This is a genomic window from Arcobacter denitrificans (SeqCode) (assembly GCF_048571185.1).
GTDB classification, from domain to species: domain Bacteria; phylum Campylobacterota; class Campylobacteria; order Campylobacterales; family Arcobacteraceae; genus Arcobacter; species Arcobacter denitrificans.
The window spans coordinates 2350568-2365555 of record NZ_CP182350.1 but is presented as its reverse complement, the minus strand read 5'-3'; the positions used below and the strand labels follow the sequence as shown (position 1 = coordinate 2365555).

Here is a 14988-nt window from a genome sequence, read left to right as displayed (position 1 = left end):
TAACCATTTATTGTAATTTTAGACTATAATAAAGAGACCATCATTTGATTAACTGTTACTGCTATTTCTTTTATATCTTTGTTTTCTCTAGTCATAAATGTGTCAAGGTGTTCTCTTACTTTATAAAAGGAATCACTTTCATTATTAACAAAGTTTGTAAATGCAATATCTGGGGCTTCATTTACTCTTTGGAAATTTAATACTTTTTTAGTGTAATGAACTACGATAAACTCGATGAACTGTAAAACTTGACCTCTTAAAACCATATCATTTTTAGATGTTATTTCTATTTTATTAAGTGCAAAAATAATATCTAAGATATTAAACTCATGAATTAGTGAGTAAAATAGTATAACTACATCTTTAAAAGGATGACTAGTATTCTCTTTTATTACAATTGCAGGAACTGCAAATCTTAAATAATCAATCACGCTAAAGAATAAATTGAATTCATCATCTTTATCTATTAAGTTTTCTATTTCTTGGTTATGCACTTTTTTTAGTAGTTCAAACAACTCATCTTTATGGTCTAAAATGTGAGTTGCATCTAATTGGTTCTTTTTAAGATATTTTACCATCCATCTAGTACTTGCATATAAAATATACTCTAGTTTGTTGATAAGTTTATACTGTTTATCAACATCCATAATATAATCTTGTTTATAGATTTTTTCTCTCATCTCTTTAGCACCAAATAACTGTTTTGCTACTAAATATGATTTGATTTTTAATATAAATCTTTCTTCTCCAAGTTTTTCATAATCACTTATAAATGTACACCCTTGAGTATTTACAATAATATCAGCCATCATTGTTGCAATGATTTCTTTTCTTAGAGGATGATTTAGTATCTCATGCTCATATGCTCCTGCAAATGATTTTGGGAAATATCTATATAAAAATTGTAGAGCAAATTGTTCTTCAATTAAATGTGACTCCAATAAAACTTTCTTTAAAAAGATTTTTGAATATGATAAGAGTGAACATAATACTGGTCTTACTATTGAACCATTCATATCAATTATGTCATTTATATTCTCATTTTTTGGTATATAAAAAGCCGCTCTATTAAAAGCAGGTATACAGTTATCTAAGATATCAATAACCTTTAAAAAATCATTTAGATAACGTCTTGAAAATCTTTCATCTAAAGAGATTGCTAAAGTTTGATTATAGTTACTTTCTAAAACTAAATTTACAACTTGGTCTGTCATAGAGTCAAGTGTAGCTTGTGTATCTTCTTTGCAAATATTCTCTTTAGCTCCAATCATATTTAATAAAATCTTTAAATTTACTTCATGATCTGATGTATCAACGCCAGCTGCATTATCGATTCCATCGATATTGATTCTTCCCCCATTTAAGGCATATTCAATTCTTGCTTTTTGTGTAAAACCTAAGTTTCCACCTTCACAAACAATTTTTGCTTTTAAATTATTTGCATCAACTCTTACTGCTTCATTTTGTTTATCACCTATATCTAATGAGTTTTCATCACTTGCTTTTACATAGGTTCCAACTCCACCATTAAACAATAAATCTACGGGCATACTAAGAAGCATAACACAAAGCTCTTCTCCACTAACTACTTTTTTTGTAGTTCCTAAAAGAGTTTTTATTTCATGACTAAGTTCTATTTCTTTTTCACTTCTTAAAAATACTCCACCACCTGCAGAAATTAATTTTTTATTGTAGTTTTTCCAACTTCCATTTTTAGATTCAAACAGTCTTTTTCTTTCTGCATAACTTTTTGCTAAGTCTGGCGTGGGGTCAATAAAAATCTCTTTATGTGCAATGGCACCTAAAAGTTTAAACTTATCTGACTCTATCAATCCATTTCCAAAAACATCACCACTCATAGAGCCAATACCTACAACTGATATACTGTCTTTGTAAATATTTATTCCCTCTTCGATAAAAAATCTTTGAGAAGAGACTAAAGAACCACGTGCAGTAATTCCTAATTCTTTATGTCCATATCCATTGCTTCCACCACTAGCAAATGCATCTCCAAGCCAAAAACCTCTACTTATCGCAATATCATTTGCCACATCACTCATAGCAGCAGTTCCCTTGTCAGCAGCAACTACAAAATATGCATCATCTCCATCATAACAAACAAGATTTTCATCTTTGACAACCTTCCCATCAACCATATTATCTACTAAATCAAGATTTGCATTGATAAACAGTGTATATATCTCTTTAAAATACTCTTTTGTCACATCAATAGTTTCTTTGTTTATTACAAATCCACCTTTTGCACCATCAGGTATAATGATAGAATTTTTACCCTCTTGTGTAATCATAAGTGATTTTACTTCTTGTCGGTAATCATCATGTCTATCACTCCATCTTAACCCACCTCTTGAAACATTACTCATTCTTAAATGAATACCATAAAATGCTTCATGAAAAATAAAGTTTTCTAAATTTGGTTGTAATCCTTTTAGATTTACACCAAACTTCAAGGCATCTATTTTAAATCCAATTGTCTCTTTGTTTAAGAAATAACTTGTTCTTAATAAAGAATCCAAAAATGATAAAGTAATTTTTAAAATTCTATCATCTGTTATTTGAGGGATATGTTTGATTTTTTCTTCAATTTTTATTTTTAGATCTTTTAACTTACTATCTCTTTTTGTAATTTTAGGATCAAACTTAGCATAAAAATAATCAACAAAAAGTTTAGTAATGTCATTATGGGCTATATATGTATTTAAAATAGTTGCTGAATTTATTGTAAGCACTGCTTGGTCAATATACTCAACTATACCCCTTACAAGTTTTATTTTTCTTTCATCAAAATCTTGTGTATAAACTAGTGAAAAGACTTTTGAATGTTTTGTATCTTGATTACCAATAACTTTTGTTATTACTTTTTCTAAATTATTTTTTGCATTAAAAATCTTTTCTAAATCATCATCTTTTGTAAGTTTTAAATTAAACCTTGAAACAAATATTTGGTCTTTTCCATTTTGTATATTATATGTAACTTCATCAATAATCAAAAATCCAATATCATGTAATATGGGAGTAACTAAAGATAAATAAAGTTGATACGTTGAAAATATTTTTATATTGATTGTATCGTTTTCATTTAGAATCGTTGTAACAACCTTTTCTTTTTGAACTTGCTTAAACAATTCATCTGAAACCTCTAGGTCTTGGGGTCTTAGTAACTGTGAACATACTGCATTCATATCTGAAGAAGCCATTGAAATCCTTTTTTTTTTCTTTATATAATACTACTTCTAAAAGATTAAGAAGAAGTTAAACTCAAACACTAATCTGAAATTTTTCTGCATCTAAAATTAATTTCAAATCTTGTGGATTTAACTCTATATCTAAACCTCTTTTTCCGCCGCTTACATATATTGTATCATAGTTAAATGCCAATTTATCAACAATAGTTTTTAATCTTTTTTTCTGTCCTAAAGGAGATATTCCACCAAGCAAATATCCAGTAACTTTTTGAGCTTCATCTTTGTTGGCCATTTGTGCTTTTTTTACCTTAAAAGCATTTGCGACCTCCTTTAAACCCAACTGTTTTGAAACAGGTATCACGCAAACAACCAACTCTTTTGGAGTAAGTTCTACTAAAAGTGTTTTAAATACCCTATTCTTATCCAGATTTAATTTATCAGCAGCTTCTTCACCAAAGTTTATACAAGCTGGGTCATGGTCATATTTATGGATTTTAAAATCACATTTATTCTTTTTAAGTAATCTAATTGCTGGCGTCATTTAAAATAAACTCCTTTTTTATCATCTGTTTTCCATTTATGATTATAGAAATATAATGTTTTCCAAGATAGTGTTTTCTAGTGGTCATATTTTTAAAACTCTGTTTTTTTGTAAACTTTTTCTGTTTTGATTTTACCTCATTTTGACTTATCATAAAAACTTTTTTATTGTGAGTATTATTTGCTTTTAAATAATACATGGCATACTCAACTCTAATATTTCCTAAAACTTCATCTGAACCTAACTCAAAAGTAAAGTTTAAATAATCATCAACTTTCACAATATCATCACAAGTAAAATTCAATATATCCACATGATGTGATTTTCCAAAAGAAAAGAGTTCTAATATATCTTTATCACCTTTTTTAAGTAAAGTACGGGAGCCATGTTTACATATCCAATCAAGCTCTTTTGAAACCCCAAGATTGTTTTTAACAAACTTTATAACAAGTTCTGGATTGTCTTTAGCAATATCATTTAAGTTATTTGCCACAGATTTTTGTACATATTTGCTTTTATCATTTTTAAGAAGTTCAATGATTTCAAATACTTTTGTTGGGTTTTGTTTAAATATAGGAAGTGCAACAGCCCAAGGAAGTCTAGGACGACACCCTTCACAAGAGAGTCTTCGTATATGTTCATTTAAACTTTTAGCCCATATCTTCATCTGCTCCATTGTTTTATCTTCATACTTTAAAATAAACTGCCTTATTGCAAACTCAGAACTAGAATCAATAGTAAATACCTCCAAAGCATTCATAGAGTTTTCAAAATCATCTAGCCCATATACTTCCACAAAGTCTTGAAAAAACATCGCTTCAAAACTACCAAACTCTTTTGAGGTGGGTTTTAATATTTCAAGTTGCTCTTTATAGGCTAAAGGTATATATTTATTTAACTCTATAGCAATATGTCGCATACGTTGTTTTAATTCTAGAGTTTGCCAAGTAAGATTGAATATAGAGTCTGCAAAACTGCTTGTATCAAAGACTTGATAGTTTTCTTTTATCTTTAAGCTTAAGTTTTTTATATACTCTTTTGTATATACATTTTTTAACGGTTCTGCCATTAATCACTTCCAAAGTTTTTATTCTATTTTATAATAAATTATTAAAAAAGATGATTTATATTTCAAATTGTTATATTTGAATAAATATTTGGATTAGAAAAGAAATATTTGATGAGTTGAAGTTTTAAAAATTCGACTTTTGTTGAATCTAGACCTACTTATGATTTAAAAACAATATCAAATTGGACTATTTTAAAATATAGGCTAATATTATTGACATCATATTCAAAGCATTTTATGTTCTTTCTTATTATTTTTCGTTTCTAAAACATCTTACATAAAACTTATTATCCATTGATTCTCTATTAAATGCTCCTGATAAAAAGTTCACTACAAATGCTTCTCCACTAGCACCATGACTAAATTTTTTACTTGTCCAATAATTTTCAGACTTAAAATATTTAAACTCTTTTGATAAAGTTGGATTGTAAGATTTTGTATTTACTATTGAAAAAAGTTCCATAAAACTTGGCATCTTCCAATCATTGTATCCATCTAATTTTAAAGCTTCACAATAAGTTTTCGCTTCATTAAAATCTCTTTTAATACTATTTACTTCTTTTGTATCTTGCCATAATATATTTGTTCTTGTATCTTTAACTGTAAATTCTGACTGCTTAATAATTTCTGCATTTAAATACATTATTAAACCAAAACAAATAAGCGTAAATAGAACTTTCATAATCTTCCCTTATAATAAAAATTTTAATTTATTATAACTTATCAATTTCAAAATAAAATTGATTATCCTCAACAAATTTTATTAAAATAAAAACTTAATAATATCTATTGCAAAGGTTGAGAACAAAGATGGAATTTTGATGAAACTGGAGGGGAACTTTGCCTTCATCAAACTCCAACTTCCCAACAACAAAACTACTCCCCAAAAAGAACATTCTCTTTTTGATTAATCATTTTTGAAGTAAAGAACCACACAATGATAAGAGTTAAAACTGGTATAAAGAAAAAGTAGAGCAAAAGAACATCAGGTCTAAAATCCCAATAGGACTCAAAAAGAATCTTGCTTATAAAATAAGAGCCCGCACTACCTAGTATAATGCCTAAAGAACTAGCCAATAAAGAGATTAGTCCAAACTCAAGTAAAAAGGAGTTTCTGATGGTTTTGTTATTGACCCCAATCATTTTTAGTCTTAAAATATTGTTTTTTTGTAGGTTCATTTGGTATTGAATAATAATAAAACTCATAAGAAGACCAATAATGATGGAGTAAAGGCTCATTTTATCGGTTATATTCGTGACACTTTTTACTAAGTTTGCAAAAGTTTCAAATATACTTTTAACATCAATCACTGTCAAAGAAGGAAACTCTTCTGATAAGCTTATGAGCATCTCTTGGGCATCATAAGTTCCTGAAGAGATAGTAGCTAACATAGTTTTTGGAGCATCGTTTATAGCACCCTCTTGTAAAATAAAGAAAAAATTTGGTACAAATTCAGTCCACTTTACACTTCGTATATTGACCACTTTTCCTTCTAATTCTAAACCTAAAACATCAAAAACAAGACGGTCGCCTAAGTTTATCCCTCTTCTATTGGCATATCTTTTTTCAACACTCACTTCAATGGGTTTTGAAAAATCATCTGAATCATATACCCCTGAAAACTCTCGCCCAGCTATAAGCTCTTCACTCTTTTTTAGATTGTTTCTATAAGAGAGATTAACCGCTCTGTTTTTAAGCTCGCTTTTCTCCTCTTTGAGTTTTTTATCGCCATAGTTTGCAGAGTATTCACTAAAATCAATATCATTGACTTTAATAATACGCCCTCGAATCATAGCAGATACATTTTCTAAGCGTGCGCCCATACTATTAACTTGTGCTTCAATATCTTTTATTTGCTCCTCTTTTGCATCGATGACAAAAAAACGTGGTTTCTCTTCAACACTTAAAGTTAAAGCAGAAGAGAGCGATGACCCCACTTGTGGAATCAAACTAAAAAAAGTGGTACATAATAAAATAGCGCAAAAGAGTGTCAAAGAGGTCTTCTTTTGTCGACTGATATTTTTAAATGCCAAAGATAAGGATAGGTTTTCTAAATGTCCTGAAAAATCAAGCCATTTCAAGACTTGCGCACCCACTGCAAACATTAAAATAATAATAAGCAACACCGAAGCTGCAAAGAAAAAGCCAACATTTTTTGCAGGGCTTACAAAGTGAGACAAGAGTAACAACAAGCCAAGAAAAGGGATAAAACCCAAGACCACTTTAGCAAAGTGTCTCTTTTTTTGCTGAAGCAGTGGTAAAATCAAAGGCAGACCAATAGTGATACTCAGCCCAAAAAGTGCCAGTGCTGATTTTAAAAAGAAAGTATAATCCAATGAAAAATCAAAATCAAAGTCCACAAGTTTGGCAATCATAGGCCCAATAAACTGTCCAGATACGATTATAAGTGAAAAAACAACAATACTTGAGATGGATATAAGTACAAACAAGTGTAAAAGGTATATCAAAGTCAAATCTATCTTGCTCAAGCCAAGGTCACTTAACACAGTAATATCCCTTTGATGTTTTCTAAGATACCCTGAATAGAGATAAATAAGTCCCACCAAACCTAAAAAAAATGATACTAAAGAAACCAAAGATAAGAAATTGGTCACAAAGTTTAAGACACGAAGTAACCTGTCTTTGCCATCATTAGGTGAGAGAACCCTCAAATTTTGATCAATACTCTCTTCTAATTTATTTTCAATCTCTTCAAGTCTCTCATTGCTAAGCTTCTCTTTGAAAAGATAGTTTAGCTTATATCTGGCGGTTGAGCCAAACTGTAAAAGCTCAGTCTTTTTCAAACCCTCTTCACTAATGTAGATTTTTGGCATAAAGCCACTAAAACTAACACTTTTTAAACTGTCTGTTTCTATGACTTTTTTTATGACAAAAGTAGCTTGACCTATTTTTAATTTTTCACCTTTTTTTAAACTCAGAAAATCCAACACTTCTTGGTAGACCCACACTTCATTTGGTTTTGGTAGAGCTTGTCCATTGGGATAGCTTGCTTTATCTTTAAATACCAAACCACCATAATAAGGGTAGCCCTCATTTATTTTCACCACTTCCATGAGTCGAGCTCTTTTTTTGGAAGCAATCATACTCACGGTTGAAACCCCTTGGCTAAAACCTTTAATCGCAGGAAGTCTCTTTTTTATTTGCTCTTCTTGTGAAGAACTTATAGGAAACCTTGAAGAGACCACAAGGTCAGCTCCCAATAGATTTTTTGCTTGTGTCTCTAAGGAGCTATCAATACTTCCTTTGAAAAATTGTAAATATGACAGTGCCGCAATAGCCAAACTAAAGTTTAAAATAAATACAAAGCTAAAAGACTTAGAACGAGCCAGTGCTTTGTAAACAAGTTCAAGCACCAACATTAGGTCAAGTTCCCATGTGCAAGCTCATAAGTTTTTTCACACCGTGCAGCAACATCTTTTGAATGTGTCACAAGGATTAGTGTAGTATTGTTTTTTTTAATAAGCTCAAAAAGTATATTCATAACTGTATTGCCCGTCTCATCATCTAAGTTTCCACTTGGTTCATCAGCTAATATGATTTTTGGATTATGTATGAGTGCTCTTGCTATTGCCACTCGCTGTTTTTCTCCACCACTAAGTTGTGAAGGTAAGTGATCAAGACGGTGAGAAAGCCCCACACTTTCTAAAAGTTCTATGGCCTTCTCTTTGGGCTTTTCAATACCACAAACTTTGGCAGGTAGCATCACATTTTCAAGGGCATTTAAATAAGAGACTAAGTGGAAGTTTTGAAATATAAAACCTATATTAGTCGCTCTAAAATCATTTAATTCACTCTCTTTTAACTCCTTATAGCAAACAGAGTTTAAAATAATATCACCCGAGTCCGGCTTAATAATTCCAGAAATCAGTGAAAGTAGTGTAGATTTACCACTCCCAGATTTTCCCATGATTGCAACTCTTTGCCCCACATCAACATGAAAGTCTAGATGCTCAAATATCGAGATATTTTCCAAGCCTTGCTGATATGACTTTTTGAGTGATTTTAATTTTAACATTACAGTTCATCCTTTAAAAACATAAAAACTTCTTTTGCAATATATTCATGCCCTTTTTCATTGGGGTGAATACCATCTCTTTGATTTAACTCTTGTTCTCCCGCCACACCTTGTAGTAAAAAAGGCATACTCTTTAACTCATACTTGGCTTTTATATCTTCATACATTTTTTTAAAATGAGCTGAATATTGGGGCCCATAATTGGGTGGTATAAGCATACCTGCAAGTAAAACCTTGGCATTGGATTCTTGGGCATGTGTGATTATCTCTTCAAGATTTTTTTGAGTTTGTTGCAAATCTAAACCTCTTAATCCATCATTGGCACCAAGTGCAATAAAAACCAAATCGGGCTTTTTCTTTAAATACCATTGAAGTCTTGCTAAGCCATCACTGGTAGTAGAACCACTGACCCCTCCATTAATAACATCAACGTTCTTATTTAGTTTACTTTGAATTAATTCTTTAACCAAGTTGGGATAGGCATCTTCTTTACTTACGCCCAATCCTTCAGTTAAGGAATCACCTAAAAAAAGAATGCTTTTTGTATTAGAATTGGCATTTGCAATACAGAGTGTAAATATAAAAAGTATGAATAGTATTTTTTTCATAAAAAACCTTGTTGAATATTAAAATATTTGTTTATAAAATAAGTATATTGATAAAAAGTTAACAAAAGTTTAAAAAGTATTAATGATATTTTTCTATTTTTTAAATCTAAGATTTACTTTTAGCTTTGTAAATATTGTTCTTTTGGATATTTTGGATTAAGTAAACAAGATTTTTATTATATTAGCAACAAGCATAAAAACAAGTACAAATACAAGCACTTTTTTTATAAACTCTTCTCCACCTTTTATTGCATAATGACTTCCAACATAAGAGCCTGCAATATTAGCAAAGCCTAGAACAATAGCAATTCCCCATAAAACTTTTCCAGCAAATATAAAAGCTATAGCTGAACCTACATTTGTAGCAAAATTTAAAGGCTTTGTGGAAGCTGTTGAGATTAGATAGTCTAGGTGTAAAAACTTTTTCATAGAAATAGTCATATATGTTCCTGTCCCAGGTCCTAAAAGTCCATCATAAAACCCTATAGGGGCAGTTGATAGAATAATATTTTTACTGTTTACTTCTGTTTTTTCTTCTATAATTTTTTTACTTTTTTTAAATAAGAAAAACATAGCAATAGGAATAGCTAGGATAATAGCCCATTTTATTACATCATCTGAAATAAACATCACTAATCTACTTCCAATATATGAAGCCACTAAACAAGGGACAATAGCTATACTTACAACTTTCCATGATATTTTTTTACTAAGTGCATATTTAATTGTAGCCATTAAAACACCAACTAAACTAGCTATTTTATTTGAAGCTAAAACATTAAGAGGAGACATTCCACTTAAAAGTAATACAGGAACTTGAACCATACCACCGCCACCAGCAATTGAATCAATATATCCAGCCAAAAAACCAGCAATGACAAATCCTATTACCCAGTAAAGAGTAATATCAGCAAAAAGTTCCATATGGAATCCTAAAAATATATCTTATCTATGAAAAAGATAGCCAAAAGCTATCTTTTTTTTAAGCAAATGCAGGTTCTAAGAAAGGAATAATCTGTTTTTTTCTTGATAAACAGCCATCAAGCCATACTTTTGAATCTTCAAGTTTTACATCAAAAGCTTTTTCAAAAATTGAAGAATCTTCTGAAGAGACTAAAACTTCAGATCCCTCTTTCATAATATCTGTTAAAAGTAAACAAGCTGTATGTAAACCATTTTCAACTCTTAATTTATCTAAGTCAGTTTGCAGTTCATCTTTAACACTATCAAAAATAGCTAAATCAATAACTTCAAGTTGTCCAATACCCACTTTTTTTCCATGCATATCAAAAGGTTTATAATCTCTTAATATTAAATCTCTAACAGGAACACCTTCAACTGCTGACTTAACTTTAAACATCTCCATACCAAGTGCTCCAAAGTCTTCAACATCTGCTATTTTTGCTAACTCTTTTACTGCTTTAATATCAACTTCAGTACAAGTTGGTGATTTGAAAATAACTGTATCTGATAAAATTGCACATAACATAATACCCGCTATATTTTTAGGTATTTCAACACCATGAAAATCATACATCTCTTTTACGATGGTATTTGTACATCCAACAGGTCTTATCCAACACTCTAAAGGAGTAGAAGTAGTAATATCACCTAGTTTATGATGATCAACAATTCCCACAACAGTAGCTTTATCTAAATCAGCTGGTGCTTGTCCTCTATCTGAATAATCTGTAATAAAAAGTTCACAACCTGCAAACTCAGTTTTAAGTTCAGGTGCTTCAAATCCAAATCTATCTAAGATGAATTGTGTTTCAGGACTAACTTGTCCTTGACGTGCAGGAATTGCCTCACGTCCTATTTTGTTTAATAAGTATCCTAATGAAATCGCTGAACAAATAGAATCTGAATCAGGAGTTGTGTGTCCACATGTATAAATTGCCATAAAAAATTTCCTATATTAAGTTTTTGTGATTTTATCTAAAATTATGTTATTTTACTTTTAAAGAATAATTATTGCATATTTGATACAATAAAGATTAAGGAGATATCATGTTAAAAAAAGAAATTTCAAATGCACTAGTACTGCAACTAAATAAAGAGTTCCAATCATCATACATATATTTAGGTATGTCGGCTTATGCTTCAAAAATCGGACTAAATGGTTCTGCTAGTTGGTTTTTGATTCAATATCAAGAAGAAGTTGCCCATGCAATGAAGCTATTTAAATATCTAGAAGACCAAGATGTAGCTGTAACTTTACCAGAAATAAAAAAAGCAAACGTGGAGTTCAAATCAATCTTAGATACATTTAAAAAAGCCCTGTCACATGAAGAATCTATGACAAACAATCTAAATGAACTTAGTGATTTGGCAATGAAAAGTAAAGACCATGCTACATATAATATGCTTCAATGGTATGTAACAGAACAAGTAGAAGAAGAAGCGACTTTAAATACTATTATAGACAAAATCAAACTTGTGGGAGATGATGGATATGGACTTTATGCCATAGACCAAGAGTTAGGTTCAAGAACTTTTGTTGACCCTACAGCACAAGCATAAGAGTTAGATATTTTCTAACTCTTCTTTTTTTAGTGTTGTTTCAAAACCTTGTGATGGATGAAGAGGGACTAAAAATGATAATACTAAAGATATAAATCCAATACATGCACCAATTATAAAAACAAGAGAAGGTGAAGTTAACCAAATAATTCCAAGTAAAAATGGTAAAAATACAGCTGCTATATGATTTATAGTAAAGCTAACAGCACTTGCACTTGCTATATCTTTTGGGTCTGCAATTTTTTGAAAATATGTTTTAAGAGCAATTGCCATTGAAAATAGTAAATGATCAACAACATATAAAAAGAAAGCAAAATAAATATTTTCAACAAAGGCATAAGAGACAAATACTATTATAAGCCCAATATACTCAATTCTTAATGTTATTGCTTCGCCAACTTTTACAATAAACTTTCCAATTTTAGGTGCAAAATAAATATTTAATATTGAATTTATAAAAAGTAAAACCACCATATTATGAATATCTACACCAAATTTTTCCACAAGTAAAAACCCTGCAAATACAATAAATATCTGACGTCTTGCCCCTGCAAAAAAAGTTAAAACATAAAAAAGCCAATACTCTTTTTTGATTACCAGTTTTTTCTCTTGAACAACATCATCTCTAAAATGCTCAAATCCCACCCATGCTATTACTCCTACAAATAAGGTAGTAAGACCGAAAAAAGCATATACATATTTATACTCTACGCTGTAAAATTTCATCATAATAAAAATAAGTACAAATACAATAAGTGAAGTAAATGATTTTGCTGCAGTTATTTTTCCCAATACTATGGGAGCACGATCTTTGGGAACCCATTGTAAAGCTAGTGATTGATTTAATGTTTCTAAATAGTGAAATCCTATAGACATAAGAACAGTTGTGATATATAAACCTAAAGCACTTGGATATAATCCAGTTAAAAATACACCTAAACCTAAAGCTATCATTGAAATATAAGCAAGTCTTTGTTGAGCTATAAACATAATAGCAATTACAACAGTAAAAGCTAAAAATCCAGGTATTTCCCTTAGACTTTGTAAAATACCTATTTGACTACCATCAAAAGATGCTACTTCTATTACATAATTATTAAGTAGACTCATCCAAGCAGAAAAAGAAAATACCATTGATATTGACATAATATATAGTAAGGCTACTCTTGATTTAAAAAGATTTTTTATCATTATTCTTCCATATTAAAATGTATTGAAATAATAGCTTTTAAATATAAAATAAGACTTTATTTTTATTCTTACTCTAAAATATAATAGGTATAAATAAAAAAATTAATATAAATTTTCTGTCTATATCATATAATTATTAAAAATACATAAAATAATTTTATTTACTTATTCTTTAAATAAATTAATAATAAAAAACAAGTAAAATAATTTCAAGTGCAAGAAGTTTGTATATATAATATACAAATATAAAATTGACATAGAATTTATTTTTGGTTAGACTACATTTATGACCTAATCTGTATGAGGAGTTAATATATGATTTTTTATAATAATCGATTATTAGAATTAGCAAAAGTATTCAACTTTTTTATTTTCTCAAACATTATTTATGTTATTCCACACCCAGTAAAACAAATACAAAAACTACTTATTCAAGATAGAAACTTTATTTTAGCTGCCAGGTAAGTAGACCCCTTTACCATTAAGTAGTATTGCTAAACTTAAAGTTTTAGTAATGACAACAATCAAAAAATTTAATATTATTATTTAAGGAAAAAAAATGGCAAATGAAACAAATATTTTTGAACAACACGAATCTGAAATTAGAGCTTATTGTAGAGCAGTACCAACTGTTTTTAAATCTGCTAAAAATGCAGTAATGATAGATGAAAACAATGATGATTATATAGATTTTTTTGCAGGTGCTGGAGTTTTAAACTTTGGTCACAACAATCAAAAAATGCAAGATGCAATCATAGAGTTTATAAAAAATGATGGCGTAATTCAATCTCTTGATATGTTTACAGATGTAAAAAGAGACTTTATTGAAACTTTTATAAAAACAATTTTAGAACCAAGAGGAATGGGTAATTACAAACTTCAATTTACAGGTCCTACAGGAACAAATGCAGTTGAAGCAGCACTAAAACTAGCTAGAAAGGTTACAGGAAAAACAGAAGTAGTAGCTTTCCATAGAGGGTTCCATGGTATGACTTTAGGGGCATTGGCTTGTACTGCAAATAATGCTTTCAGAAGTAGTTCAGGTGTTCCTTTAAATAATGTTATTAGAGGAACATTTAATGATATGCATGCTCTTGAACTTATTAGACAACAAATTGAGCATACAGGATCAGGACTTACAGCTCCTGCAGCATTTATAGTTGAAACACTACAAGCTGAAGGTGGAGTTCATGAAGCAAGTAAAGAGTGGATTCATGCAGTTCAAAAACTAGCTCGTGACACTGGTGCACTTTTTATTATCGATGATATTCAAGGTGCAAGTGGTAGAACAGGTAGTTATTTTAGTTTTGATGATATGGATATTGACCCAGATATTATTATTCTTGCAAAAGGTCTTGGAGGAATTGGAACTCCAATTGGTATGTGTGTAAATAAGCCAGAATATGACAAAGCTTGGAGCCCAGGTCAACATACAGGTACATTTAGAGGTCAAGGATTATCTTATGTAGCAGGTAAAGTTGGAATTGATTTTTTTAAAGATGAAACTTTTAACAATGAAACAATAAAAAAAGGTGAAATAGTAAGAGCTGTCTTAGATGAATTAAACAGCAAATATTCTCAAGTTGCTAGTGTAAGACAAAAAGGAATGATGTTAGCAATACAGTTTGACGCTCCTGCAACAGCAAAAGCTATTACAACAAAATGTTTTGAAAATAAACTAATCATTGGTGCTTGTAGTACTGGGGAAATTATTAAATTTATTCCACCATTAACTATTGAGGTTGAGACATTAAAAGAAGGGCTAAATAGATTTGTAAAATCTGTTGAAGCTGTTTTAGCTTAAGGAGAGCAT

At 30.0% G+C, this 14988-nt stretch carries 13 protein-coding genes; 3 read left to right on the top strand and 10 right to left on the bottom strand.

The genetic code is table 11. From position 1 onward, the window contains the following. Nucleotides 1-23: 23 nt before the first annotated feature. From ACNI28_RS11880 to ACNI28_RS11840, 9 genes are all read right to left on the bottom strand, one after another. Nucleotides 24-3218, bottom strand: coding sequence for an NAD-glutamate dehydrogenase domain-containing protein (locus ACNI28_RS11880; protein ID WP_419764459.1), 3195 nt, complete (start codon nt 3216-3218; stop codon nt 24-26). Nucleotides 3219-3279: 61 nt separating this feature from the next. After that, nucleotides 3280-3747 (bottom strand): Cys-tRNA(Pro) deacylase, encoded by a 468-nt coding sequence (ybaK, locus tag ACNI28_RS11875; RefSeq protein ID WP_419764458.1) that lies wholly within the window; start codon nt 3745-3747, stop codon nt 3280-3282. Continuing rightward, nucleotides 3731-4816, bottom strand: coding sequence for a DNA alkylation repair protein (locus ACNI28_RS11870; protein WP_419764457.1), 1086 nt, complete (start codon nt 4814-4816; stop codon nt 3731-3733). Before ACNI28_RS11870 ends, ybaK begins: the two co-directional genes overlap by 17 nt. 250 nt (nt 4817-5066) lie before the next feature. Next, on the bottom strand, nt 5067-5498 hold the full coding sequence (locus ACNI28_RS11865; RefSeq protein WP_419764456.1) for an Lcl C-terminal domain-containing protein: 432 nt from the start codon (nt 5496-5498) through the stop codon (nt 5067-5069). A 194-nt stretch (nt 5499-5692) separates the two neighbouring features. Further along, nucleotides 5693-8197, bottom strand: a complete 2505-nt coding sequence (locus ACNI28_RS11860) for an ABC transporter permease (RefSeq protein ID WP_419764455.1) — start codon at nt 8195-8197, stop codon at nt 5693-5695. Further along, complete coding sequence (locus ACNI28_RS11855) at nt 8197-8853, bottom strand: ABC transporter ATP-binding protein (protein ID WP_419764454.1); 657 nt, start codon at nt 8851-8853, stop codon at nt 8197-8199. The genes ACNI28_RS11860 and ACNI28_RS11855 overlap by 1 nt, the downstream gene beginning before the upstream one ends. Next, a complete protein-coding gene (locus tag ACNI28_RS11850; RefSeq protein WP_419764453.1) occupies nt 8853-9461 on the bottom strand; it encodes an arylesterase in 609 nt (202 codons plus the stop codon). The genes ACNI28_RS11855 and ACNI28_RS11850 overlap by 1 nt, the downstream gene beginning before the upstream one ends. A 156-nt stretch (nt 9462-9617) precedes the next feature. Beyond that, nucleotides 9618-10385, bottom strand: a complete 768-nt coding sequence (locus tag ACNI28_RS11845) for a TSUP family transporter (RefSeq protein WP_419764452.1) — start codon at nt 10383-10385, stop codon at nt 9618-9620. 58 nt (nt 10386-10443) lie between these two features. Then, on the bottom strand, nt 10444-11364 hold the full coding sequence (locus ACNI28_RS11840) for a manganese-dependent inorganic pyrophosphatase (RefSeq protein WP_419764450.1): 921 nt from the start codon (nt 11362-11364) through the stop codon (nt 10444-10446). A 107-nt stretch (nt 11365-11471) separates the two neighbouring features. On the opposite strand from ACNI28_RS11840, the gene ACNI28_RS11835 reads away from it, so the two are divergent. Beyond that, entirely contained in the window at nt 11472-11984 is a 513-nt protein-coding gene (locus ACNI28_RS11835; RefSeq protein ID WP_419764449.1) for a ferritin, read from the top strand. A 3-nt stretch (nt 11985-11987) separates the two neighbouring features. Here the strand turns inward: ACNI28_RS11835 and ACNI28_RS11830 are convergent, their stop codons facing one another. Next, the gene (locus ACNI28_RS11830) at nt 11988-13175 is read right to left on the bottom strand and encodes an MFS transporter (protein WP_419764448.1); all 1188 of its coding nucleotides are present in this window, start codon (nt 13173-13175) and stop codon (nt 11988-11990) included. Nucleotides 13176-13490: 315 nt separating this feature from the next. On the opposite strand from ACNI28_RS11830, the gene ACNI28_RS11825 reads away from it, so the two are divergent. Together ACNI28_RS11825 and ACNI28_RS11820 are read left to right on the top strand one after the other, a co-directional pair. After that, entirely contained in the window at nt 13491-13640 is a 150-nt protein-coding gene (locus ACNI28_RS11825) for a hypothetical protein (RefSeq protein WP_419764447.1), read from the top strand. 94 nt (nt 13641-13734) lie between these two features. Further along, complete coding sequence (locus ACNI28_RS11820) at nt 13735-14979, top strand: diaminobutyrate--2-oxoglutarate transaminase (protein WP_419764446.1); 1245 nt, start codon at nt 13735-13737, stop codon at nt 14977-14979. Nucleotides 14980-14988: the final 9 nt, after the last annotated feature.